General features: G+C 33.5%; 23 protein-coding genes. 12 read left to right on the top strand and 11 right to left on the bottom strand.

The features are described from left to right. The first annotated feature begins 52 nt into the window (after positions 1 to 52). The 9 genes from H3T83_RS06195 to H3T83_RS06155 all read left to right on the top strand — a co-directional run bounded on the left by H3T83_RS06195 (position 53) and on the right by H3T83_RS06155 (position 10,686). Positions 53 to 1,093 (top strand): hypothetical protein, encoded by a 1,041-nt coding sequence (locus H3T83_RS06195; protein WP_198215365.1) that lies wholly within the window; start codon positions 53 to 55, stop codon positions 1,091 to 1,093. Between the two features lie 13 nt (positions 1,094 to 1,106). Next, positions 1,107 to 3,071 carry a vWA domain-containing protein gene (locus H3T83_RS06190; RefSeq protein WP_198215364.1) on the top strand — a complete coding sequence of 655 codons (1,965 nt, stop codon included), beginning with the start codon at positions 1,107 to 1,109 and terminating at the stop codon, positions 3,069 to 3,071. A gap of 1 nt (position 3,072) precedes the next feature. Beyond that, a complete protein-coding gene (locus H3T83_RS06185; protein ID WP_198215363.1) occupies positions 3,073 to 3,777 on the top strand; it encodes an ABC transporter ATP-binding protein in 705 nt (234 codons plus the stop codon). 15 nt (positions 3,778 to 3,792) lie between these two features. Then, complete coding sequence (locus H3T83_RS06180) at positions 3,793 to 5,016, top strand: ABC transporter permease (protein ID WP_198215362.1); 1,224 nt, start codon at positions 3,793 to 3,795, stop codon at positions 5,014 to 5,016. Further along, complete coding sequence (locus tag H3T83_RS06175) at positions 4,973 to 6,577, top strand: SUMF1/EgtB/PvdO family nonheme iron enzyme (RefSeq protein ID WP_198215361.1); 1,605 nt, start codon at positions 4,973 to 4,975, stop codon at positions 6,575 to 6,577. The genes H3T83_RS06180 and H3T83_RS06175 overlap by 44 nt, the downstream gene beginning before the upstream one ends. Positions 6,578 to 6,579: 2 nt before the next feature. Continuing rightward, positions 6,580 to 7,269 (top strand): hypothetical protein, encoded by a 690-nt coding sequence (locus H3T83_RS06170; protein ID WP_034901913.1) that lies wholly within the window; start codon positions 6,580 to 6,582, stop codon positions 7,267 to 7,269. Between the two features lie 2 nt (positions 7,270 to 7,271). After that, positions 7,272 to 7,763, top strand: a complete 492-nt coding sequence (locus H3T83_RS06165; protein ID WP_198215360.1) for a hypothetical protein — start codon at positions 7,272 to 7,274, stop codon at positions 7,761 to 7,763. A 7-nt stretch (positions 7,764 to 7,770) separates the two neighbouring features. After that, the gene (locus tag H3T83_RS06160) at positions 7,771 to 9,138 is read left to right on the top strand and encodes a VWA domain-containing protein (RefSeq protein WP_198215359.1); all 1,368 of its coding nucleotides are present in this window, start codon (positions 7,771 to 7,773) and stop codon (positions 9,136 to 9,138) included. A 63-nt stretch (positions 9,139 to 9,201) separates the two neighbouring features. Then, the gene (locus tag H3T83_RS06155; protein ID WP_198215358.1) at positions 9,202 to 10,686 is read left to right on the top strand and encodes a VWA domain-containing protein; all 1,485 of its coding nucleotides are present in this window, start codon (positions 9,202 to 9,204) and stop codon (positions 10,684 to 10,686) included. A gap of 137 nt (positions 10,687 to 10,823) precedes the next feature. On the opposite strand, the gene gyrB is transcribed toward H3T83_RS06155, so the two are convergent. The 7 genes from gyrB to H3T83_RS06120 form a co-directional block, all read right to left on the bottom strand. Further along, entirely contained in the window at positions 10,824 to 13,235 is a 2,412-nt protein-coding gene (gyrB, locus tag H3T83_RS06150; RefSeq protein ID WP_034901905.1) for a DNA topoisomerase (ATP-hydrolyzing) subunit B, read from the bottom strand. A 42-nt stretch (positions 13,236 to 13,277) separates the two neighbouring features. Next, a complete protein-coding gene (gene recF, locus H3T83_RS06145) occupies positions 13,278 to 14,348 on the bottom strand; it encodes a DNA replication/repair protein RecF (RefSeq protein WP_065577837.1) in 1,071 nt (356 codons plus the stop codon). Between the two features lie 45 nt (positions 14,349 to 14,393). Then, positions 14,394 to 15,497, bottom strand: coding sequence for a DNA polymerase III subunit beta (gene dnaN, locus H3T83_RS06140; RefSeq protein ID WP_034901901.1), 1,104 nt, complete (start codon positions 15,495 to 15,497; stop codon positions 14,394 to 14,396). Positions 15,498 to 15,512: 15 nt separating this feature from the next. Continuing rightward, positions 15,513 to 16,871, bottom strand: coding sequence for a chromosomal replication initiator protein DnaA (gene dnaA, locus H3T83_RS06135; RefSeq protein WP_065577836.1), 1,359 nt, complete (start codon positions 16,869 to 16,871; stop codon positions 15,513 to 15,515). 165 nt (positions 16,872 to 17,036) lie between these two features. Next, complete coding sequence (ompA, locus tag H3T83_RS06130; RefSeq protein WP_086364956.1) at positions 17,037 to 18,137, bottom strand: porin OmpA; 1,101 nt, start codon at positions 18,135 to 18,137, stop codon at positions 17,037 to 17,039. Positions 18,138 to 18,323: 186 nt separating this feature from the next. Further along, positions 18,324 to 19,232, bottom strand: a complete 909-nt coding sequence (locus H3T83_RS06125; RefSeq protein ID WP_198215357.1) for a recombination-associated protein RdgC — start codon at positions 19,230 to 19,232, stop codon at positions 18,324 to 18,326. Positions 19,233 to 19,350: 118 nt separating this feature from the next. Continuing rightward, the gene (locus H3T83_RS06120; RefSeq protein ID WP_081298796.1) at positions 19,351 to 20,100 is read right to left on the bottom strand and encodes a MipA/OmpV family protein; all 750 of its coding nucleotides are present in this window, start codon (positions 20,098 to 20,100) and stop codon (positions 19,351 to 19,353) included. 167 nt (positions 20,101 to 20,267) lie between these two features. On the opposite strand from H3T83_RS06120, the gene H3T83_RS06115 reads away from it, so the two are divergent. The 3 genes from H3T83_RS06115 to H3T83_RS06105 all read left to right on the top strand — a co-directional run bounded on the left by H3T83_RS06115 (position 20,268) and on the right by H3T83_RS06105 (position 23,669). After that, the gene (locus H3T83_RS06115; protein WP_086364958.1) at positions 20,268 to 21,677 is read left to right on the top strand and encodes an aspartate aminotransferase family protein; all 1,410 of its coding nucleotides are present in this window, start codon (positions 20,268 to 20,270) and stop codon (positions 21,675 to 21,677) included. A 73-nt stretch (positions 21,678 to 21,750) separates the two neighbouring features. After that, positions 21,751 to 22,800, top strand: coding sequence for a GNAT family N-acetyltransferase (locus H3T83_RS06110; RefSeq protein WP_198215356.1), 1,050 nt, complete (start codon positions 21,751 to 21,753; stop codon positions 22,798 to 22,800). Further along, positions 22,797 to 23,669 (top strand): arginase family protein, encoded by an 873-nt coding sequence (locus H3T83_RS06105; RefSeq protein ID WP_198215355.1) that lies wholly within the window; start codon positions 22,797 to 22,799, stop codon positions 23,667 to 23,669. The genes H3T83_RS06110 and H3T83_RS06105 overlap by 4 nt, the downstream gene beginning before the upstream one ends. Positions 23,670 to 23,731: 62 nt before the next feature. Here the strand turns inward: H3T83_RS06105 and H3T83_RS06100 are convergent, their stop codons facing one another. The 4 genes from H3T83_RS06100 to H3T83_RS06085 are packed head-to-tail and all read right to left on the bottom strand — an operon-like array spanning position 23,732 to position 26,060. After that, positions 23,732 to 24,130 carry a multidrug efflux SMR transporter gene (locus H3T83_RS06100; RefSeq protein WP_065577831.1) on the bottom strand — a complete coding sequence of 133 codons (399 nt, stop codon included), beginning with the start codon at positions 24,128 to 24,130 and terminating at the stop codon, positions 23,732 to 23,734. Position 24,131: 1 nt separating this feature from the next. After that, complete coding sequence (locus H3T83_RS06095; protein ID WP_034901884.1) at positions 24,132 to 24,488, bottom strand: EamA family transporter; 357 nt, start codon at positions 24,486 to 24,488, stop codon at positions 24,132 to 24,134. A 5-nt stretch (positions 24,489 to 24,493) separates the two neighbouring features. Next, positions 24,494 to 25,321: a carboxylesterase gene (locus H3T83_RS06090; protein WP_065651307.1), complete on the bottom strand. Its 828-nt coding sequence runs from the start codon at positions 25,319 to 25,321 to the stop codon at positions 24,494 to 24,496. A gap of 10 nt (positions 25,322 to 25,331) precedes the next feature. Beyond that, complete coding sequence (locus H3T83_RS06085) at positions 25,332 to 26,060, bottom strand: MtnX-like HAD-IB family phosphatase (RefSeq protein WP_198215354.1); 729 nt, start codon at positions 26,058 to 26,060, stop codon at positions 25,332 to 25,334. Positions 26,061 to 26,077: the final 17 nt, after the last annotated feature.

Below are 26,077 nucleotides of genomic sequence, written 5' to 3'. Positions count from 1 at the left end.
AAATATGTACCAAACCATTTGATACAATCATAGTGATGAAATAGAGGATATCATGGCATTAAGAATTGAATTAGAAGGCGATAAACCAGGCATTGCTAAATTTTTGGCTCAAAAATGGAGTGGTAGTGCTGATGTTGATCTGCTTATTCAACGTAACCAAGACGGTTATTATTTGTCTGGACTGAATCAATGGGGTCCGGAAAAGAATTGGCATACTGTAACTAACATGTCTGTCGATAATGAACAATTAAGTGGCCTAGTTGGTGAATGGCTAGTTGATTCTTTATTATCTCAAGAAAATCGTGTTAGATTCCTTATCGAAATTCGTGATAAACAGAATCAAAATTATATTGATAGAGGAGTGGTAAGTATTGCTGAAACAGTATTCCCTTCATCTGCTTTAAATACCCAATCATCAATATCTGATGAGATTGAACAAAATACATTAGAGTCGGATAAAGTAACTTCTAATCTTGTTGAATCTGATGATTCTCAATCTGTAGAGCCAGAAACCGAAGAACAAATAATTGAGATTGAAAATGAGGTAAAAGCAGAGCCTGAAAAAGAGATAGAAACGGAAATAGAAGTAACGCCTGCACCAGCAATATCACCACTACCCGCTAAAACCAAAAGTAAATTAGGGTTGTTTATTATTATTTTTGTCATTCTGCTAACTTTAGCTGGGATTGGTGTTGGAGTATGGTATTTCTTATTCTCTCAAGGTAAAAATCCTTTAACGTCTTTAACTCAAAGTAATAGTCAATGTAATGTTGCTAATGTTACAACCGATGATTTATCTTTTATTCAGCAATGTTTACAGAGTAAACCTGATACTGACACCGTAATTGATATCATAAATCAGGCCAAACAAGCTAATAAATGTAATATCGCACAGCGTTTATATGCAAATCAATCTTTATTGAATGCCAAAGTGGCTCTACTTTATGCGAAAGAATACGATATGAAGTTTTATCAAGATAACCAGTGTTTTAAGGCTGATAAAGAAACGGCAATTTATTGGTATGAAACGTCATTAAATAATGATCCAAATAATGAGTTGGCTAAAGAACGGTTAGCAGAATTACAAAAATAATTAAGGTGCAGGTATGAAAAAAACAGTAATTTCAACATTGATTTTCGGATTTAGCCTGACTTGCTTACCTTTGGTTAGTTCGGCTTTAGAACCATTAAAGCAAGCCGGTAAAACAACACTTTATCAGCGAGTCTTGAGTACACCAACTTGTGAGTTGAAAAAAAATATTAATGATGCTACTGGTCAATCAGTACCTGCTTTTTCTCGTTATTATGTGTACGAACGTAAAAACGAAAATAATCAAGAATGGTTAAATGTCGGACCTGATTCATATGGTAAAACTGTTGGTTGGATTAATAATTCCTGTGCTGTTGCTTGGAATATGCAATTGACTTTAGTTTTTACTAATCCTGTTGAACGTGATCCTTTATTATTTTTTAAAGATAAAGCTTCTTTATCAACAATTGTTGATGCTGATAAACCGGAAACATTAATAACACCTATTCGTGATGCATTAAAAGAGAATAAAGTCGCACCACAAGTGGTGGCTCAAGAACCTAAAGAATTTATTGATTTTAAAAGTAATTTTTATTTATTACCTATCTTACAGGGTGAAGAGGTAATGAATGGTCAAGGTTTTTATGAAAGAATTTTAGAGGTTGCTTCGGTTAGTAAACAAGAAACAGTCGTTAAAAATAATAACAAATCTACGAATTCATCTTCTGATGATAACAGTAATCAAGTTGCACCGTTTAAGGCTGCTATTGTATTTGTTATTGATTCAACTATTTCAATGGATCCTTATATTTCTAGGACCAAAGAAGCGGTGGAAAGAGTTTATCAACATATTGAAAAAGAACATTTACAAGATCAAGTTAAATTTGGTTTGATTTCGTTTCGTTCAAGTTTAAAAGTCTCAGATAAATTAGAGTTTGTTAGTAAAGTTTTTGCAGATCCAAATAAAGTAAAAAATAAAGATGATTTTAAAGCGTTGAGTGCTTCACTCAAACAGGCATCAGTATCCACTGCTTATTTTGCCGAAGACTCTTATGCTGGTGTATCGCAAGCATTGAATGATATTAATTGGAATAGTTTTGGCGCTCGATATATGATTTTGATTACTGATGCCAGCGCTATTCCTGGTGATGATAAACTTTCAAGCACCGGTATGGATGCTGCCCAATTGCGACTTGAAGCACAACATAAAGGGGTTGCAATTTATGCCTTACATTTAAAAACAAAAAGTGGTGAAAAGGATCATCAAGTTGCCGCAGCTCAATATTCTGACTTAACTTATAACGATTTTATTCATAAATCATTATATTATCCAGTAAATGCTGGTGATGTTAATGAGTTTGGAAAGAAAGTAGATTCATTAGCACAAGCTTTATCAGAGCAAGTTAAATTAGCTTATAAAGGTGAATCATCAGTTGGTAATGCGCTTAATGCTAAAGATGATGATAACTCTAATATGCTAAAAGATGCTTTACTATTGAGTAAGGCGATGCAATTAGCTTATCTAGGTGATACTAAAGGAACTAAAGCGCCAACTGTTTTCAAAGCATGGATTGCTGATAAAGATTTTATTAAACCGACAATTCCAACTGCGGAACCGCGAATTTTGTTAACTAAATCACAATTAAGTGATTTGAGTGATATTGTGACTAAGATTGCTAATGCAGCTAATGATGGATTAATTTCAGCCGATGATATGTTTTCACAATTACGTTCTGTTGCTGCGGCAATGGGACAAGATCCAAATAAATTAAAATCAGACTCAGTCACTAAGATTGCTGATTTAGGTTTACTTGGTGAATATTTAGATAATATTCCCTATAAAAGTGATGTAACAGGTCTTGACCAAGAAACATGGAAAAGTATGAGTGGAATTGAACAAGAAAAGTTTATTCGTAATCTAAATAGCAAAGTCCGTTATTATCAAAAATGTAATGCTGATGTTGATCGTTGGATTTCACTATCTGAAGGTAGTGATCCACGTGAAAATGTCTATCCTGTACCATTAGAAATGTTGCCATAAAATGTTAACTATTCATAACTTGGTAATTTCTAGGCCGATAGGCAAATCTTTTTTTAAAGTTTGCCTACCAGAACTTTCGGTTCAAGCCGGTCAGGTTGTTGTCATTAAAGGTGATAGTGGCTGTGGTAAGAGTACTTTACTCGAAATGATCGGTATGATCTTACAGCCTGATGAAATCAGCCATTATCATCTTATGATTGATAATCAAAATTACGATATTGCTGATGTGATTCAACGCAATGATGTGAATGAATTAGCGACTATACGAGCAAAATATTTGGGATTTATGTTACAAACAGGTGGATTATTACCGTTTTTAAATATTAAAGATAATATTTTATTATCAGCGAAGTTATTACAAAAAAATATTGATACTACCAGATTTGATTACTTAATTGATAAATTGAATATTGGTCATTTGTTAAATAAATATCCTAAACAGTTATCAATAGGTGAAAGACAACGAGCATCTTTCATACGCTCGATTATTCATAAACCTGCGTTACTGTTAGCCGACGAACCAACTTCTGCACTTGATCCTTATAATGCTAATTTACTATTTGATTTAATTATAGAGCAAGCTCAACAAGATAATATTGCCGCGATGATTGTCACTCATGATTGGCAACGCATTGAAAGTAAAGGGTTGTTCACGTTATCGGCAAAATTAACTTCAACCCAGTCATCAGAATTTCTACCGTTATAGAGTAAGGTATAAGAGATGGATAAAGTAACAGCAAAATGGGGATTCATTACTCGATTATCATTGGCAGATTTATGCTATGACAAGAAAGTATCATTTTGTATAATTGCCGCGGTAATATCGGTTATTACCCCTTTGTTACTATTGTTTAGTTTAAAATATGGAGTTGTTGCTCAACTGCGCCATCAGTTACTTAATGATCCACAAAATTTAGAGATAAAAATTGTCGGTAATTTACAACTTAATCAGCAAATGTTTGATTGGATTGCAAAGCAACCTGAAACGGCGTTTGTTATTCCGCTTACTCGTTCTTTGAATACTCAAGCTGATTTGCTTAATGATTCAAGTCATTTTGTTAATAATGCTGAAATTATTCCAACCGCAAAAGGTGATCCAATAACTCAAGATATGCCTTTGATTGATAAAAAAGACCAAATTTTATTGAGTTCTTTAGCTGCTGAGAAAATGCAAATAAAAATTGGTAATCGAATAAAGATGGTCATCACCAGACAACTAGATGGTAAATTGGAAAAAGGGATAACTGAATTAGAGGTTATTGGCATTATTCCTGAAGTTTATTATAGTCGAGCTGCTGGTTTTATCAGTTTAGACCTTTTGATTGAAATGGAACATTTCTATGATGGTTATCAAAGTGAAACTTTTCCAACAGGAACTGGTTTAGTTAATTTTACCTATCCGGATTCATTTGCAAGAGCCCGAATTTATGCTGATTCACTTGATGATGTTGCTCCTTTAGCATTTAAATTACGTGAAAAAAATATAGAGACGAGAACTCAGGCTAGTGCGATTGAAAATATGCAAGCCATTGACCGAGTATTAGGTTTTATTTTTAGTGTGATTGCTATTACGGCAATTTTTGGTTGTATATTATCTTTTAGTGGTTCATTTTTATCTAATATAGAGCGAAAACGTAAAGATATTGCTTTCATGAGGCTTATAGGATTTAAATCTAAGCAAGTTATGTTCTATTTACTGATGCAGGCAATGACGTTAAGCTGCTTAGCTTTTATCGTATCATGTTTGCTATTTTTATTAGGAAATTGTGCATTTAATCTCGTTTTAGGTAAAAATTTAGTTTCACAACCAATTGTTAGTCAATTACAATTTTATCATTTTATTATCGCATTTATATTAACACTATTGATATCATTCATTGTTGTTGCGATAGGAGGACGAGGTGCCATTAGTATTCAACCAGCAGAAAGCCTACGTGAAGCGTAAGTTTAATCCTATTTTTTGGGTAATTGCTTTCAGTTTTATTCCTAGTATTGGATATGCTCAGCCTTGGGATAGTAAATTTTATAATCCTAAACCTGACAATGATGATGTTATTCTACCTATGCCATGTGAAGGTAGTCTGGTAATGAAAAAAGTCTTTACACCAACACGTAAACCATTAGATGATATTAAAATTATTTTAGGTAATAACCAAAAAGAACTTGGTTTCGCTGAGTATGCAACACCTAATTATATCTCAGGTAGTTTTTCTGATGGAGGTGCCGAAAGATATTATCTTATTGGCAAATATGAAATTACCGCTCTTCAATATCAATCTGTTATGAATGATAATTGCCCAACAGCTAAAACGAATCTTGCTTTTCCTATTACTGACATCAGTTGGTTTGATGCCGTGGCTTTTACGGATAAATATAATCGTTGGTTAATTGAACAAACAAAAAATAGATCAAATGATGTTCCAAAAGGTTATTTTCGTTTACCAACGAATACTGAATGGGAATACGCTGCAAGAGGTGGTGCTAAAGTTACTGAGTCAGAATTTCGTGAATCAAAATTTCCTATGGGGAATAGTTTAGAAAATTATGCTTGGTTTTCTGGTGCAAAATCAGCCAATGGTAAATTACAACTTATTGGTCGGTTAGAAGCCAATCCGCTTGGTCTTTATGATATTTTGGGTAATGCGAGTGAAATGATGTTTGATTCATTTAGAATGAATAAACTTGATCGTTATCATGGTCAGCAAGGAGGTATTACTGTTCGTGGAGGAAGTTATTTAACGCCTGAAGCATCAATAACTACTTCGTTAAAAATAGAAAAACCTTACTATGATGTTCAAAGTGCTTATAAAAGCAAAGATGTCGGATTTCGTTTAGTTTATACAACTGAAGTTATACAGTCGAATGAGCTAGTAAAAGAACTCGACAAAGAATGGAATGAACTGGGTAACCAAGCGGGTCTTTCAAAAGATGATAATGTGGTTAGTGAGTTAGAAAAAATTACCAAGCAAGTTGATGATGAAAAAACTAAAAAAGAATTAAATCAACTTAATGCTCTTTTACGTAGTGCCAATCAAGCTCGTGATGAACAAAGAGATCGCTCTATTCAATCAGCATTACAATTGGGTGCTTTTTTATGTGCTAATGTTTCCGATTTAAATGCTAAATTTGAATATAATAATAATTTATATGAAACAATGATTAATGAGGTATGTGATCCAAATGAAATAGAGACATTGAATGAAGATAATATGTGTTCCAAAGTGAAACTAAATGATTTAAATAATGTCCTAAATGAGTCTAAAAATGCACGTGATTTTATATTAAAATACTATTCAGATACTATTGTAAATACTGCAACAAATTATGATAAGGATATTATTAATAATCAATCTAAACCTACGCAATTTATACTTGAAAATAGTGGTAAAGCTAATATGAGCGATTACTTAAAACTCTATTTCAAACATATTAATAAATATATTGAATCAGGGAAGATCGACCGAACAAATTGGCTTGAGACGTGTAATGAAATAAAAGGAAAGTAATAATGAATAAATTAATAGTAACAATAACTTTGTGTATCTCCTTGATTCTATCAGGTTGTCAAGCATCAGGTGGTGCAAGTTCAAAAGATGTTGATCCAGCTTTAAGCAAAAGTAATAGCGCCAAATTTTTTAGTAAATCAGCATGGCAGTCTTGTGCTATAGGTGCCGGAATCGGTGGTATTGGTTGTGTTTTATTGGGTGGTAAAACCGGGGCATGCCTTGCTTCAGCCGCTGTTGGTTGTGGGGTAATGATGGGGGCCAATTATTATCTTGATACTAAACGAGCTGAATATGCTGATGCTGAAATGCGACTTGATGTTTATATTCAAGATGTTCAGCAAAATACCTATGAAGTCCAAGCTATAACTGAAAGTGCGAGAGCTGTTTTAGATAAAAACTTGGCAACATTAAAATCGTTAAATAAACAAATTAATTCTCAATCAGTCACTAAAACACAGGCCCAAAAAGATCTGACTCAAATAGACGCTAACATTGCTTATTTGAAAGATAAATTATCACGCATGAAAAAAGTTGAAAATGATTGGGTTTCAATTTCTTCACAAGAACGACAATCAGGTGTAAATGTGTCAAAACTTGATAAAGAAATTAATCAGTTACATAAACAAATTGCGGTACTTGAAAAACAAATTAATCTTGTTACTCAACAACGTTCAGCTGTAAGGGTAAGCTAATTATGAAAAAGATATCTATTATATTTTTACTTAGTCCATTGTTACTTATAACGGGGTGTTCGACAACGCCAGAACAATGTGACCCAACTAATACTAACATTGGTATTATGGATAAAATTAGTTGCAATTATTCAGGTAACTATCAAGCTCGTATTGATAAAAAAGAACAGATATTAGCGGACGAAAAACGAGCTAATGCACAGTTCCGAGAAATTTATGCAACCATTGAGAAACAGAAAAACTCAACGTCACTGAGTGTAAAACAAAAACAAGCTCAGTTGCAAAAATTAAAAACTGAATTAACCAAGCTCACCAAAGAAGTCAAAGATAAAGCAAAAAATCGTGATGATTTACAAGCACAAGTTAATGATATTGAGCAACAGTTGAAGAAAGTTAACAATTCCAATTCATCTGAACTTGAAAAACAAGTTGAATTAGATAAGTTAAATAAAAAACTTCAACAGTTACAAAAAGCTTTAAATTTAGGTAAATAATTTAGCCATGCAACGTATAACAAGAGTTATATTTGATCAGAGTGAATCGGATAAGATTTCTTTGTTAAAAGAATATAATTCTTTGTTAGTATTGCTAAAGGATAATTTAACTGAGCGAACATTTTCAATTTTAGCCCAGCCAAAGTTAATTAATAATAATCAATATATTGGTTGGTATAGTAATTTAGAAGGGCAACCTATTTTACTCAATGATATTGAAAATGAAGAACATAAAAAACAGATAGAAAAAACGCTGAATACACGAATTAATGACCTTGAACTCGTAATCAAATCAATGTCATTGACAAGAGAGGAACAAGCTTTAATATCTGCATGGTTACCGAGAATAAAAAACTCAGGAAATACCATTTATGTAATTAATGATGAACCTGTTATTGTTAATTCATTTAAAGCTCCGATTTTACCTGAACCTACCGCAATACCACCAACATCAAAATCATTTTGGCGTTGGTGGTATTTCTTATTGCTTGTACTGTTTTTAATTATATTAATTGGTCTTGTTTGGTACTTTTTTTGTCCTTATGGCAAAGAAAAAGTATCAGATACGCTACCAATAATTTCGCAAAATACTGAAAAAAAAGAAGTTGAATCAACTCCTGTAGTTGAACAACCCAATGCTTTAGAACCAAAAACAGAACCTGTAACGGAAGTTAAGAATTGTATAACTAAAGAAGAATTAACTAACAATAAGTCTGCTTCTAAAATGGTGATGATATTTGATAATTCAGCCTCAATGACTTTAACCTTGATGGAATCACAAGAAAGCATCGATAAATATTTAAAAAGTGATTTCTATTCGATGACAGAAAAAGAAGCCGAAGCTTATGAAAGAAAAATGACCAGATTACCTAATCGTTTATCAAGTAGTAAAGAAGTGGCATTAACCAGTATTGATAAAATACAACAAAATATAGATGTTTCACTTGTAACGCTAACAAGTTGTCCGGCTGCACAAACTACATCATTCTATTCTTATGAAGATAGAGAAAAATTAAAAAGTAAAATTAAACGGTTGCAGCCATTAGAATATAATAGTGCCACACCATTATATAGCGGTGTTAAACAGGCCAGTAAAATGCTTGATGGCATTAATCGTGATGATTATATATTAATTATTAGTGATGGTGAGGATAATTGTACTAAAAGTAATATATGTACTCTTGCTAATGAAATAGCTACAGAACAACCTCGTTTAAAAATTAATATTGTTGATATTGCTGGACAGCATAAAATAGATTGTGTAGCAAAAAGCACTGGCGGTAATGTTTATATAGCTCAAAATCCAACCGAGCTTATCAATCAAATGAGTAATGCCGTTTCAGATATGAATATTAGTAAACCTATTTGTAAATAAAATATATTAGTTAACCAATGGGCTTTTATACTAATTTTTTAGTAATAAGGAATAAGTTTAGAGATGCAAAGAATAACTCGTATTGCTTTTGATCATAATAATGTAGACAAGATGCAGTCACTGGAACAGTATAATTCTTTACTTTCGATACTTAAACCTCATTTGACAGCAAGAACATTTTCAATTTTTGCTTCACCAAAATTAATAGAAAATAACCAATATATTGCTTGGTATACAAACCTTGAAGGTCAACCTATATCACTTAATGATATAAATGACGCCTCGCAAAAAGCAGTAATTGAAGATGCTTTACATACTCGAATCAATGATATTGAAACAACTGTAAAATTAATTCCTTTAAATAATCAACAAAGAAATTTAGTTTCTTCATGGTTAGCAAGAATTAAAAGTCCAAATAATCAAATTTATGTGATCAATAATGAACCAGTTATTATTGATACTTTTGAGCCAATTGTATTTCCTGAACCTCCTATTGTTGCGCCAAAAGGTTTTTGGCGATGGTGGTATACCTTAATATTGGTTTTATTTTTATTATTAATTTTAGGTTTGTTATGGTTCTTTTTTAATCCTTTTAAAAAGACTAGCAAGGTGGAACCAATCGTCGAACCAGCGATTACACAACCAATTGAACCGAAAAAAACTGAACTAACCGTTGAATTTGCAAAACAACCAGAACTTGTCATTAAACCTAAACCTGAATTGAAACCAGAACCACAGGTTTCAGAGCCACAACCTGTAGTTGTACCTGACCCAACACCAGAGTCGGTTAGCAAATCAGAACCTAAACCAGCGCCAAAAGTAAAAAATCCACCAAATTGTATTACTAAGGAAGAATTGGTAAAAAATTCTAATCCATCCAAAATGGCGTTGATCTTTGATAATTCTTTATCAATGACGGTAACATTAGCAGAGCCTCCTTCACAAGTTCAGCAATATTTTAATTATCTAACCCATGGCTACCCTAGCTATATGCCTGCATCAGAAAGAATTGCGTATGAAAAACGGATGTCTCGACTACCGACTCGTTTATCAACCAGTAAAAAAGTGGCATTGACTAGTATCGATAAAATTCAACAAAATATTAATATAGCATTAGTGGCATTAAATAGTTGTCCTGCAGCTGATACAACGCCATTTTATAATTATTCGGGCAGAGGCGCTTTAAAAAGTAAAATTAATCGATTAACACCAAGTGCAGCTGGTGGCGGAGGTACACCGCTTTATAGCGGGTTACAAAAAGCCAGCCAGATGCTTGATGGTGTAAAACGAGATGATTATATCCTTATAATTAGTGATGGTGATGATAATTGCTCAAGGAATAATATTTGCACACTAGCTAATTATATTGCAGCTCAGAAACCTCGACTAAAGATAAATATCGTTGATATAGCGGGTGAACATAAAATAGATTGTGTAGCTAATGCTACTCGAGGTAAAGTTTATATTGCACAAAGTCCTAAAGATATGATTAGACAGATGAATAAAGCGGTATCTGATTTAAAAATTAATCGTCCTGTTTGCCAGTAAACAGATAAATAAAATTGATAATGCCGAATGATTTGAACTAGATTTTAATCAATAGTTATCTTTAATAAAAATAACTATTAAAAATGGTAAAAAAACCAGACAGGATGTCTGGTTTTTTATTGATTAAATAATTGTTATTAGAAGTCTAAGTTAGCTGCTTTTAATGCATTTTCCTCAATAAATAGTCGGCGAGGTTCGACTTCATCGCCCATCAATGTGGTAAACAATTGATCTGCTTCAATTGCATCTTTAATGGTTACTTGCAACATACGACGACTGGTTGGATCCATGGTTGTTTCCCATAGTTGTTCGGGGTTCATTTCTCCTAAACCTTTATAACGTTGGATAGTTAATCCACGGCGAGATTCTCGAATTAACCAATCAACAGCCTCTTCGAATGAGCTTACTGGTTGTTTTCGTTCGCCTCGTTGTATAAATGCACTTTCCTCCAGTAAATCTTTCAATTGTGAGCCTAAATGGCAAATATTTCGGTATTCATTACTATGAATAAATACTTGATCTAAAGCATAACTGGTATCAACTCCATGTGTTCTTACTTTGATTACAGGTATATATAACTCTGCTTTTTCATTGTAATCGGCACTATAATGGTAGCTACTGCCATGTTGTTCTTTATTTGATAATTTTTCAACAATTGATTTTGCCCACTGTTCAGCTTTTTGTTGGTCTTTTAAAATATCTTCATCTAATACTTCTTGATAGACTAATTCTGATAGCAACGCTCGAGGATAGCGACGTTCCATTTTAGTAATTAGTTTTTCAACTTTTTGGTATTCAGCAATTAATTTTTCTAAAGCTTCACCGGCTAAAGCTGGGGCATGATCATTAACATGTAGTGATGCATCTTCCAAAGCTAGAGCAATTTGGAATTGAGTCATTGCATCATCATCTTTAATATATTGTTCTTGTTTGCCTTTTTTAACTTTATAAAGTGGTGGTTGTGCGATATAAACATAACCTCGTTCAATAATTTCAGGCATCTGACGGTAGAAGAAGGTTAACAATAAAGTTCTAATATGTGAACCATCCACATCCGCATCGGTCATGATGATAATGCTGTGATAACGCATTTTATCTGGATTATATTCATCACGACCAATACCACAACCTAAAGCAGTAATTAAAGTTGCAACTTCTTGAGACGAAAGCATTTTGTCAAAACGGGCTTTTTCAACATTAAGGATTTTACCTTTTAACGGTAAAATTGCTTGATTTCTACGGTTACGTCCCTGTTTTGCAGAACCACCCGCAGAGTCCCCTTCCACTAAGTAAAGTTCTGATAATGCAGGATCTTTTTCCTGACAGTCAGCTAGTTTACCAGGTAAGCCACCTAAATCTAATGCACCCTTACGGCGTGTCATTTCGCGCGCTTTTCGTGCTGCTTCGCGAGCTCTAGCGGCATCAATAATTTTGCCAACCACAATTTTGGCATCCGATGGATTTTCCAGTAAATACTCAGCTAATTTTTCACCCATCACTGATTCAACTGCTGATTTTACTTCAGACGAAACCAATTTATCTTTGGTTTGTGATGAAAATTTAGGATCTGGCACTTTTACTGATACTACTGCAATTAGTCCTTCACGTGCATCATCACCAGTGGCACTGATTTTAGCTTTTTTGCTATATCCTTCAGCTTCCATGTAGTTATTTAATGTACGCGTCATCGCTCCACGGAAGCCAGCCAAGTGGGTACCGCCATCACGTTGAGGAATATTATTGGTAAAACAATAGATATTTTCTTGATAGCCGTCGTTCCATTGTAAAGCAACTTCGACACCAATATTGTCTTTCTCAGTACTAAAATAAAAAATCTTTGGATGGATTGGATTTTTATTTTTATTTAAATATTCAACAAAAGCTTGAATACCACCTTCATAATGGTAGTGTTCACTTTTACCCGTTCGTTCATCTGTAAGTTTTATTGAAACACCAGAATTTAAAAATGATAATTCACGTAATCTTTTAGCTAAATGATCGTAGACAAACTCAATATTAGAAAAAGTTTCTGGGCTTGGCCAGAAGCGAACATAAGTACCAGATTCAGTTGTTTCACCAATAACTTTAAGTGGTTCTTCTGGCACGCCTAAATGATAAGTCTGTTTATGGATTTTACCTTCACGGTAAATAACTAATTCTAATTTATCCGATAATGCATTTACAACCGAGACACCAACACCATGCAAGCCACCAGATACTTTATATGAATTATCATCAAATTTACCACCAGCATGTAAAACGGTCATAATAACTTCTGCTGCAGAAATACCTTCTTCTTCATGGATGCCGGTAGGAATTCCTCGGCCATCATCTCGTACTGAAACAGAATTATCTGGATGAATAGTAACTTCGATATGGTGACAATAACCCGCTAATGCTTCATCAATGGCATTATCTACCACTTCAAAAACCATATGATGAAGGCCTGTACCATCATCAGTATCACCAATATACATTCCTGGACGTTTTCGAACCGCATCAAGTCCTTTAAGTACTTTAATGCTTGAAGAATCATAAGAGTTAGACATGGATTTCTCGACTTGTTTAATTATTTATATCATTCTATATATTTAAGAAATTATACCAGATTTTATGTGAAAAATCTTATCATTTTCATCGATCATATGGGTAATTTGTTCTTGATTAACCGCAGTAATAAAAACTTGAGATTTAGCTGATTTTAACCGCTTAGCTAATAGATTACGTTTATTTTGATCCAGTTCAGAAGTAAAGTCATCTATTAAATAAATACAAGATAGCCCAGTTTTCTCTGAAAAATATTCACCTTGTGATAAACGTAATGCACACATGAGTAATTTTAATTGTCCACGAGATAGCAAATCTTCTACTGGAATGTTATCTATACGTAATTTTATATCGGCTTTATGTGGGCCTAATGAAGTGTAATTAATGAATTTATCTCTCTCAAATTGTTTATATAAAATATCAGAATAATTCATCCCATATTCCCAACCTTGATAATATTGGCAATTTAGTTGGTACTCAGGTAAAAAATTCCGACAAGTTTCTATAATTTGCGGAAATATATTTTGACTATAATCTGCTCTAATTTGACTGATTTTTTCGGCAATTGGTATTAGTTCTTTATCCCAAGGTAATAATTGATTATAGTTAGAAGATTGTTTTAATAACGCATTTCTTTGTTTAAATAATCGTTTTAAATTGTTCCATAGTGATACAAATTCTGGGTAATGGTGAAAACATCCCCAGTCTATAAACGCTCGACGATATTTGGGACCACCAGTAAGTAAATCAAATCCTTCTGGAGTAATAAGTTGAATAGGTAATAGCTTAGCTAAGTCAGTTAATCGAAATCCCTCATCACCATCGATTTTTATCGTATTATCATTATTTCGTGTTTTTGATAATCCTATTGTGCGAATTTGTTGAGATGACTCTATTTGGCTAAATAAAACTAACTCAGGCTTTTCATGTTGTATGATTCTATTCGATTGAATATGTCTAAATGCTCGGCCATGGCCAAGCATATAAATAGCCTCAAGTAGACTGGTTTTTCCACTACCATTATCACCAACTATATAATTGAAATGATTTGATAATGATAATTCAGCATAATCAATGTTTCGAAAATTGTGGATTTTGATTTGTGAAAGAGTCATGTTGGTAAAATTTCCGGCCGAAGCCGGAAGTTTGATAGATAGTTACTATAAGCGCATTGGCATAACAACATAAGTAGCTGATTGATTATTGATATCTTCAATTTGCACACTAGATGTTGCATCTGTTAATAATAATTGTACGCTATCACATTTTAGTGTGTTTAATATATCTAATAAATAAGTCACATTAAAGCCAATTTCAAGCTCTTGTGATTCATATTTTACATCAATCACCTCTTCCGCTTCTTCTTGTTCAGGATTATTTGCTGTGATTTTTATTTGGTTGTTATGTACATATAATCTTATACCACGGAATTTTTCGTTTGAAAGAATTGCCACTCGTGATAATGCATTTCTAAGCTCTTCGCATGATACTTCAAGTGGTTTGTCCGGATTACGAGGCATCACTCGTTTATAATCAGGAAATCTTCCATCAATAAGTTTTGAAGTAAAGGTAAAATCACCAAGATTAACACGTAAATTATTATTGCCAATCTGCATATTTACTAACTCATCATTGTCACTAACCAGTTTAGCTAGTTCTATTACCCCTTTTCTAGGTAAAATAACTGAACAAGATTCCGCGATATTTTGACCTACGGGTTGAGCACACACAGCTAAACGATGACCATCTGTCGCAACGGTTTTTAATAATCCATCTTCGATCTCAAATAACATACCATTTAAATAATATCTTACATCTTGATTCGCCATTGAAAATTGGACTGCATCAATAAGTCGTTTGATTGTCTTTTGTGGTATGGATAGATCAACATCACTTTGCCAATTTTCTAAATTAGGAAAATCTGTCGCAGGTAATGTGGCTAGGGAAAATTTGCTACGTCCAGACTGAATAATTAATCGGTTATCGTCAACGCTTATCGAAATTTGGGCATTACTTGGTAGATTTCGGCAAATATCGAGGAACTTTCTTGCGGGAACAGTTGTTGCCCCTGGCTCACAAGGTTCGGTTAAAGGAAGATGAGATATCATCTCAATCTCTAAATCGGTTCCGGTCATTGATAATGTATTATCAATAACTTGTAATAATAAATTACCTAAAATAGGTAAAGTAGGGCGACTGCTTAACGGTGCGCTAACAAGCTGTAAGGGCTTAATAAGTTTTTCACGATCTATAATAAATTTCATAGTGTTAATTCTTTTTTAAGTTGATAATGTTCTAATTAAATTGGAATAATCCTCTTTAATATCATTGCTTTCTTCTTTCAATTCTGCAATTTTTCGGCAAGCATGTAATACAGTTGTGTGATCCCTACCGCCGAAACCATCTCCAATCTCTGGAAGGCTCTTATTCGTCAACTCTTTTGCTAAAGCCATAGCGACCTGTCTTGGTCTTGCAACTGAACGAGAGCGACGTTTTGATAATAAATCAGAAACTTTGATTTTATAATATTCAGCAACCGTTTTTTGAATATTTTCAATAGTAATCAATTTTTCTTGCAAGGCAAGTAAATCTTTCAAAGCATCTTTTACAAAATCAATAGTGATAGATTTACCTGTAAAATTGGCATTGGCTATCACACGATTCAATGCTCCTTCTAATTCACGCACGTTGGAACGCAAACGTTTAGCAATGAAAAATGCTACCTCTTCAGGTAGTTTTATATTATTTTCTTCCGCTTTTTTCATTAGAATCGCAACTCGAGTTTCAAGCTCAGGTGGCTCGATAGCAATGGTTAACCCCCAACCAAATCTCGATTTTAAACGATCCTCAACACCATTAATTTCTTTAGGATAACGATCAGAAGTTAAGATTATTTGTTGATTACCTTCCAATAATGAGTTGAAGGTATGAAAAAATTCTTCTTGAGATCGTTCTTTATTAGCAAAAAATTGGATATCATCAATAAGTAGTGCGTCAACCGAACGATAATAATTTTTGAATTCTTCAATAGCATTATTTTGTAGTGCTTTTACCATATCTTGCACAAAGCGTTCTGAGTGCATATAAACCACTTTGGCATTGGCTTTGCCGGCTATAATTTCATTACCAACTGCATGTAATAAATGGGTTTTACCTAACCCAGTTGATCCATATAAAAATAATGGGTTATAAGCTTTTCCTGGGTTTTCAGCGACTTGTTTTGCGGCAGCTACAGCAAGTTGGTTAGATTTACCTTCAACAAAACTATTAAATGTATGTTTATGATTAATTCCTGAATAATATGTGTGGTTACTATTGCTTTCTTTGGTTGTTTTCCAAGCTGGGGCAATATCAGGCTTAGATTGATTAACTTCAGATTTTTTTTCTACTGACAGAGTGGAGCCGACTTCAAGATATAATTTTAAAGAATCATTACCTAAAAGTGTATTTAATAGCTGTGAAATAGTCGTTAAATATTTATTTTTGACCCAATCTAATACAAATCTATTGGGCGCATAAATATAAAGTTTATTCTCAATCATTTCTGCTTGCAACGGGCGAATCCATAAGTTGAACTCTGTTGTTGGAAGGGCCTCTTGTAATTGAGAAAGACAATCTTGCCAAATTGCAGTAGGCACGGCTACTCCTTTAACTAGGATACTAACAATATTGCGATAATTATAATCTTTTTTGTGGATAATTTATAGCTTAAAAACAAGATATAATTTATTAATTAACAAAGGGTATAAATAAAAAACCCAGCTTGAAGCTGGGTTTTAACAGATATCATTAATCAACAATTATTATTTTGTTTGATCAATTACTTGAACTTCTTGAACGTTACGTGCTTTAACTTCAATTTCAACACGACGATCTGGTGCTAAACATGCTTTTAAGTCAGCGCCACGAAGTGCATTACATTTAGTACCAGTAACTGGTTGTGATTTACCCATACCACGTGAAGTGATAATTTCAGCTGGTACACCTTTTTGTACTAAGTAGTTTAATACAGTGCGAGCACGACGTTCTGATAGTTTTTGGTTGTAGTTATCAGAACCAATACGGTCAGTGTGACCAATTACTACGATAGCACTTTCAGATGGGTTAATTTTAACAAGAGTTGCTAATAAGTTATCAAGTGCTTGGCGACCTTCTGCTTTTAAGTCAGCTTTTGCATAAGCAAATAACACATCTTCATTTAACACATAACGGTTTACTTCAGTTTTGATTTCAACTGGAGCTGCAACCGCTGGTGAACCTAAACGATAAGTGATACCTAAGCTAACAGTACCTGCGTCTGGAGATGCATCAGTTTTAGTATGAATATGTTGAACATATTGATACTCTAAACGAGTTGAGAAGTCTTCGTTAAGACGATAATCAAGACCTAATGCGTAAACAGGTGATAAATCTGTTTTTGTACCGCCTTTACCATAAAGATCTTTAGTCAAACCATCATTTTTCCATTTAGCGATAGTTACCATTGCACCTGCACGGCCATAGATATCTAAATCGTCAGAGATGAATGATAATGGATAACTTAATTTACCAGTTAAAGAAACGCCTTGAGCAGAAACTTTACTTTTTCCTAAATCGTATCCTTTACCTGCATAATGAAAAGATCTTTTGTATTTAGCTGAACCTAACCAATCATAACCTAATTCAAATGCTAAATATGGATTAGCTTGGAAACCTAAGAATGCACCACCTGCAACATTACTTCTATTAGAAGTTTTGATATCGAATGCATCACTAATACGAACTTTTTTTGCATCTAATTTATAAAGTTCTGACCAACCTAATTTAGCACCTGTATAAAAAGTGTTGTCTTCATATGCTGCATTAGCGGCAGTAGCGGTTAAACTTGCAACTGCAATTGCTAGAGCTAGAGTCGTTTTTTTCATTTTTTGCCTCAACTTATTTGTTATAGACGTTGTTTAATTTGATTTTATTGTTTAAATTTACTTCTTATAAATAGATATTACTAATAATTATGTTACACATAATCTAGCTTTAATTATAGCACATAAATTGCGCAAAGCTAGATAGAATAATCCTACATTTTAAAAATTAAATAACTTTAATTGGCATTAACCAATTTTATTAACTGTAATATATAAATCATTTATAGAGTTAGATAAAGTATTGGCCATAATGTAAAAATCCGCTTCAAGTCGTTTATCAAACTCATCAGAACCAATATCTTCATTTTCGTCCATTATAATAGAATCAAATTTTACTTTTTTCAATGTAAAGTCTGGCTTTATAATAAAATTGATACCACGTTCATCAATAATTTTAAGTTTGGTTACCCATTTACCAGAATCTAAATGAACTAACATTTCGTCGCTAGTAATATCTTGGTTTTTACAGTTAATAATTCCATTACCTTCCAGTGGATCTTTTAATTCAGCTTCATCACCTAGTATAAAAGGAGGGAAATTTAACTTTTCTTTAACCCAAGTAGTCATTATCTTTTCAAGTGGTTTCTCAATTGATAATGGGGTTAATGCTAAAGATCCAAGCTCTTTACGTAAAATTGCTAAAATATCTTCAGCTAGTTTAAAACTACTACAATCAATAATAATTCTTCTATTTTCAGTATCGATCCATAACCAATAATGGTTATATTTACTAAATGCTCTAGGCATTAAATCGATCATCACTTCATCTTTTAATGTCGCTTTCTCATTTTTACTGAGTTTTCGACTTAATGCTTTCTCTTGTTTATCAATTTTATCAATTAGTGCTTGTTTAATTACCGGCGCTGGTAATATTTTAGTTTCTTTTTTAATCCGTAACAGTAAATGTCCTTGCATATCTATAATGAAATCATCTAAGTTATTATCATTATAAGGCGAAACCCATCCCATCTTAGTGGTATCTAAATTACCGCACGGCGAAAATGAAGCCGATTTAAGCGCTTGTTCAATAGTTTGTTTATCAAGTAAATTGTCATTATTAAGTTGGTAAATAATTGCGTTTTTAAACCAAAGCATAGTGTTATATTTCCAAAAATTTGCTTTATGAAGTTTATTTTATCATAACGATTTATAATAAAATTTCATAGACGATGATATATTATCGCCTTAGTAATAAGATTTGATAAGAAATTCTTTAAAATTTATAAGATACACCCATATAAATAGATGTTACCGTACTATCATCAACCATTGGGCTATCGGCTGCATCGCCTGTTAGTTTATCAATATGGACTCCACCAAAGGTTGCAATATTATCTGTTAACGAATATTGAGCCGCAATTTCAAAGTAAGGTGTAAAAGAGCTATCAGCATTGAAATAACCTAAGCCTGAACGTGCAGATTCTTTGTGCGAAATCCCATAATAATAGTCATTATGTTTATTATTTGCCCAATTTATACCGATAGTTGGTGCAACAATCAAATTATTTTCAATATAAGGCACAGTATAATCAGCATTAACTAAAATACTATTACTATTATCAAGGATATCAGCGCCAATACTACTAGAAAAAATTCCCCAATTGGTATTAAGTGAATATTCAATATCAGCAAGTAGGGTTGAGTGGCGGCTATCAAGCTGTTTTAGTTTATGATTATCAGAATCGTGAGGTTTAAATTCATTAGCTAAATAGCGAGCGCCAAAGGATAGACTTTGATTATCATCATTGAGTGCATAAACTCCAGCAGAAAGATCATCAATAAAAAACGAGCCATTGTCATAATCAATGTGTGGTATAGGATAGTAGTTTGAACTATAACTTTTATATGGTGAAGTTGACCAACCTAGACCGATTCCCAATGAGTTAGATTCTGCTGATACAATTTGCGTATATCCTAGAGAACACATTGATAATAGCGAAATTATACAGCTTATTCTTTTCATTTTAATACCTATTCATAGTGATATGGTTTAAGAGAGCTATTGTGATTCCTTTATCTCAAGTCTGTCGTCACAAAATCTATACAGTAATTGTACATTGTTACAATCACTTTTCTCCGATAATAATGCCACATTTTGTCATATTTGAATATGGATTAGTGAGATAAATTATGAGTAAACCAACTAAAGAAATGATTAACAGTCGCCCTGACGACGCAGTATTATTAGCTGATGAAGCAAAATATTGCTCATTTGGTGATACCGTGCATTACGTTGAACCACCGAAGATTTTTGATGGCTGTGAAGGTAGCTACATGTATGATAAAGAAGGTAAAGCCTTTCTTGATTTACAAATGTGGTACTCAGCTTGTAACTTTGGTTATGCCAATGAGCGTCTAAATAACGTACTTAAAAAACAAATCGATACTTTACCGCAATGTGCAAGTCAGTATCTTCATCCAACTAAAATTGAATTAGCAAAAACTATTGCTCAAGGTATGGAAAAACGATTTGGTTACCAAGGCCGTGTGCATTTTAATGTTGGTGGTTCACAATGTATTGAAGATTCATTAAAAGTAGTGCGTAATGCTACCGGCGGTAAATCACTAATGTTTGCTTTCCAAGGTGGTTACCATGGTCGTACTTTGGGGGCATCTTCAATTACCTCAAGTTATCGTTATCGTCGCCGTTATGGTCATTTTGGTGATCGTGCTATGTTTGTTCCTTTCCCATATCCATTCCGTCGCCCTAAAGGAATGACTTCAGAAGAATATGGTGAACATTTAGTCGCTGAATTTGCTCGTTTATTCGAAACAGAATATCACGGAGTTTGGGATCCAAAAGTTGGACAAGCTGAATATGCTGCTTTCTATGCCGAACCTTTACAAGCAACAGGTGGTTATATTGTTCCTCCTCGTAACTACTTTAAAGGTCTGAAAAAAGTTTTAGATCAATATGGTATTTTATTAGTTGTTGATGAAATTCAGATGGGCTTTTATCGTACTGGTAAACTATGGTCAATCGAACACTTTGATGTTAAACCTGATGTAGTTGTGTTCGCTAAAGCATTAACTAATGGTTTAAATCCACTTGGAGGATTATGGGCTCGAGAAGAGTTAATTAATCCTGAAGTATTCCCAGTTGGTTCAACACATTCAACTTTTGCTTCAAATCCATTAGGTACTGCGGTTGGTTTAGAAGTATTAAAAATGACTTCAGAAACCGATTACGAAAAAATGGTGATGGAAAGTGGTGCATACTTCCTTGAAGGATTAAAAACACTTGAGAAGAAACATAAAGAAATTGGTGAGGTTGATGGCTTAGGTCTTGCACTACGTGCTGAGATTTGTACCGAAGACGGATTTACCGCTAACAAAGCATTAGTTGATAAAATGGTTGATATTGGTATGTCAGGGGATCTTGATTGGAAAGGTAATAAAATGGGCTTGGTGCTTGATATTGGTGGTTATTACAAAAATGTTATCACTTTTGCTCCTTCTTTACACATTACTCGTCAAGAAATCGATCAAGGTATTGAATTACTTGACCAATTAATTACTCGAGCTAAAAAAGAACTTTAAGTCTTAAAGCAAAATAATCCCGCTAATATGTGTTAGCGGGATTCTAGTTATACCCGATCCTTTATAGAAAGTTATGCGATATATCAATCAACTAGAACCAAATGAACTAATCAATAATTTTATTTCTCATCCACCACAGGAATTTACGAGCTGGATGAGTGAAGATGGTGTACCTGCTTTTTCTGCTAAGTTTGATTTGCTCACAACTGCCGATGATGATTTTAAACATAAAGTTCATAAATTACCTTTTTATCGGAAATGGCGACATTGGTTACAACCAAGAACATGTTTTGTCGGAACGACAGTTTCTGAATACAGCTTGTTAACTGATAAAGTGAATGCGCAGCAATTAGCTGATAATGTTAAAACGGCGTATGCAAAGAAATATCCTTTTACTATTGTGAAAGATTTACCTTCTGACTCGCCTTTACTTAGTAAGCAGGATAATCAATATTCTAAACAGGTTATTGGTTCATTAAAAGATAATGGTTTTATTGAGGTTGAAGGACAAGCTTTAGCGTGGGTTCCAATCGATTTCGAATCGATAAATGACTTTTTGGCAAAATTATCATATAGCCGTCGTAAGAATTTAAGAAGAAAACTGAAATCTCGTGAAAAATTAGAGATTAACATTTTACAAACTGGTGATGACAGTTTTTTTGATGACGCCAATCTTAATTTATATTATCAGCTTTATCTTAATGTATATGAACAAAGTGAAGTCCATTTTGATTTATTAACCAAACCATTTTTTATCCAATTACTGCAAAGTAAAGCAGCAAATGGGCGTATTTTCACTTATCACTATGATGGCCAATTAATTGGTTATAACATCTGTTTTGTGGTGAATAATGTTCTAATTGATAAGTATATTGGTATGGTTTATCCGCAGGCACGGGAATTGAATCTCTATTTTGTTAGCTGGTTTGTTAATCTTGAATATGCGTTACAACAGAAACTAAGTAGTTATGTCGCCGGTTGGACAGATCCCGAAGTTAAAGCTTCGTTAGGTGCTAGTTTTACTTTAACCAAACATCTAGTTTATATTCGAAATCCTCTGTTAAGAGTAATTTTACGTAAATTAATAGGCCATTTTGAAACCGATAAGGAGAAAGTAGCATGACATTGCCGGTTATCCTTAATTTTGATCAAAGCGTAGGTGAAATTAATGACGCTAAAACGATTGATTTCACGCAGTGGCAAGATGTAATTCGTTTTGGTTGTAATGAAAAAAATTTCCAAAAATTTAAAATGCAATTACAACAAGCATTACCAGAAAACTATGGCACAGTATTGATGGGGAGCGGTGATTATCATCATATTTCGTTATTACTAATTGAGCAACTTGCTAAGCAATATTCAGCAGATAATCCAATTGAAGTGATTATTTTTGATAATCATCCAGACAATATGCGTTATCTGTTTGGTGTTCACTGTGGCTCATGGGTAAGCTATGTAGCAAGTTTACCATTCGTGAGTCACGTCCATGTGTTAGGCATAACCTCTAATGATATTGGCTTATGGCATTTTTGGGAAAATAGATGGTCACCGTTATTTCATAAAAAATTGACTTATTGGAGCTTAGATGTCAATGTTTCTTGGGCGAAAAGAATTGGTTTAAATCATGCTTTTCGTCATTTTGATTCGCCTGATGATTTGATTACCCAGTTTTTATCTGAGCAATATCGTAATACTAAGCCAATATATTTATCGATAGATAAAGACGTATTAAGTGAAGAGGTTATTCATACTAATTGGGATCAAGGAAAACTGCAAACCTATCACTTACTAGATACTATTTCCTCAATTAAACCACGAATTATTGGTAGTGATATCACTGGTGAATTATCAATATGGCAACCGAAAAGCTGGTTTAAACGATTACTTAGTTCATTAGATAAACAACCAGAAATATCATTAGAAAACCTAAATGGTTGGCAACAAGAACAACATCAACTCAATTTAACATTATTAAATGCTTTAAAAGCCTAGTATTGTTACTCTGTTATTCTTCAATGAAATATAGCTAGGCTTGATTTTTGATTTAGATTTGATTAATAACTATTATGAATGTTTTTATTAGTTAGTTTACTTTCCGCCAATGCCAGAAACATAATTCCTGAAACAATCAATATTGTTCCAATTAACTTAAATAATGTTATTGGTTCATTAAATAACCAAACTGATGCGATCATTACCGTGACGACCTCGAAATGAGACGCCGCAAAAGCAGGTCCGACAGGCGCTTTTTTTAATAAAGTCATCCAAGTGAAGAAAGTAAAAATATAACCTGCAATTGATACATAGATCCAATGGCCAGAAAAAACCCTAATAATCCATTCAACACTCATCGCAAGAGGTTGTGCATGCTCAGCCGCCAATTTAAAGCTGCACTGGGCAATGGTATCAAACATTAATAATACGGTAAAACCAATCAAATAAAACTTAGCCATATTAAGACATCCCCACAAAAATAACACCAGCAGTTATTAATAACATGCCAATAATGCGATAAAGGGTGAGTAATTCTTTGAAAAGAATTCGACCGACTAACATGATAGTAATAATATTGAATGAAGCGAGTAACACGCCTTGAGAAAGTGGCACTAAGGTTAAAAAGGCTAGCCACAATAAAAATTCGGCAATGTAAGAGGCTATTCCTACCCAAATCCAATGATTTTTAGCCAAATCCAACCAATAGTACCAACCATCTCGATTGGTCGGTGATATTGCGGCATATTTAAAGGCAACTTGTCCTAAAGTATCAAAACAGATATTACTAACCCAAAGAAAAATAACTAAAGATGACATTATGTTTAATTTCCTTCTGCAAGATTATTAAAAAATGAAGCACATTCTTTAATCACTTCTCGGCGTTGGCTATCAATAGTAATTAAATGGTAACTATCATTTAATACAATTAACTGTTTTGGACCAGAGACGTGTTTTTCAACTAATTTTGCATTTGTTTCAATATTGGCAATGTCATCATTACCTGAATGCATAATTAAACACGGCGAGGTAACTTTAGGTAACTCCTGACGCATATGTTTAGCCAATAACTGCATTTCAGCTAAAGCAGGGAAAGGGTTACCTGCCAATCCAGCAGATGCTGCATCACCACTTAACATACTTTCAGATACAACGGCTCGAATCCGTTCATCCTTAAGGCCATAAGGTGGTTTTTCAATAAAAGATACTTTTTGAAAAATACCAAGTTTTTTGAAATAGACTAATAAAAAGAAGAATTTTTTAGCCCAAAATGGCATGCTCCAGCCATCATAAGAAAATGTAGGCGCTAAAACACCAACACCTTTCACTTGATTGGGACGATCGGCAGCTAATTTTAACGCTAATAATGCGCCCATAGATAAACCTGCGACAAACAGATTATCAACATGTTGAGCTAAATAATCCGCACCATCTTGAACACTTTTATACCAATCTTGCCAAGTTGTTTTACATAGATCTGCTTCTGTACCACAGTGACCAGCTAATTGTATTGCATACACAGTAAATCCAGCTTTATGTAAACCATTGGCTAAAATACGCATTTCATTTGGTGTACCAGTTAAACCGTGAATTAATAGCACGCCATTTTTATTACCAGGTAAAAAATAAGATAAATCTTCAATTGTACTCATTATTATTCCTTTATTTTACCGCCATGACTGGAATTAGTGTTTGTTGCATCTGTTTTAATGCTTCGGTTACATCAGCAAAGCTCTCAATAGCACTGTGCTTAATATTGTTTTTTTCACAGTAATTAATCAACTTATCTTTGGCGAAAACCAGATCTACATGATGAGAAACGCAAAAATCAGAAGTACCATCACCAACATATAGTATCTGAGGGAAATGTTGCTGTTGTTTAACATGATTGCATTTGCAGTTACCACTTTGTTTAATACAATCCTTATTGGCAAATGGGAACTCCAGACGCCAACTTCGTCGATTATTATGCATTAACTTATTGGCATAAATAGGTAGATGCTCAATACCATGACGTTTTAAGACAAATTGGATAGCATAATCTAAGCCGTCACTAACTACATGAACTGGAATATGATTTTTTTCGGTGTAATTAATAAATGCTTTAAAATTATCATCAATTTCAATTTTTGCTAATGCTTGATTGAGTTCATCCAGACTAGCATCCATTAATGCAATCTGTTTACTCATACATTCTTGAGAGCCGATTTTGCCGCTAAGCCACAATTCCTCAAGTTCATCACAACCATCTTGACCAAATTGACTAAGTAAAGTATCAGTAACATCTTTAACACTAATTGTGCCATCAAAATCACATAAAATAATAGGGTTTTGGTGGTGAGTATAAGATGGCTGAAAAAGATGATTAGTAATTGATGAAAAAGTATTCATAGTTAACGTAAAAATTG

The sequence above is a fragment of the Gilliamella sp. M0320 genome, assembly GCF_016101635.1.
Lineage (GTDB): Bacteria > Pseudomonadota > Gammaproteobacteria > Enterobacterales > Orbaceae > Gilliamella > Gilliamella apis.
The sequence above is the reverse complement of the archived record's forward strand: the minus strand, read 5'-3'. Positions and strand labels throughout refer to the sequence as shown.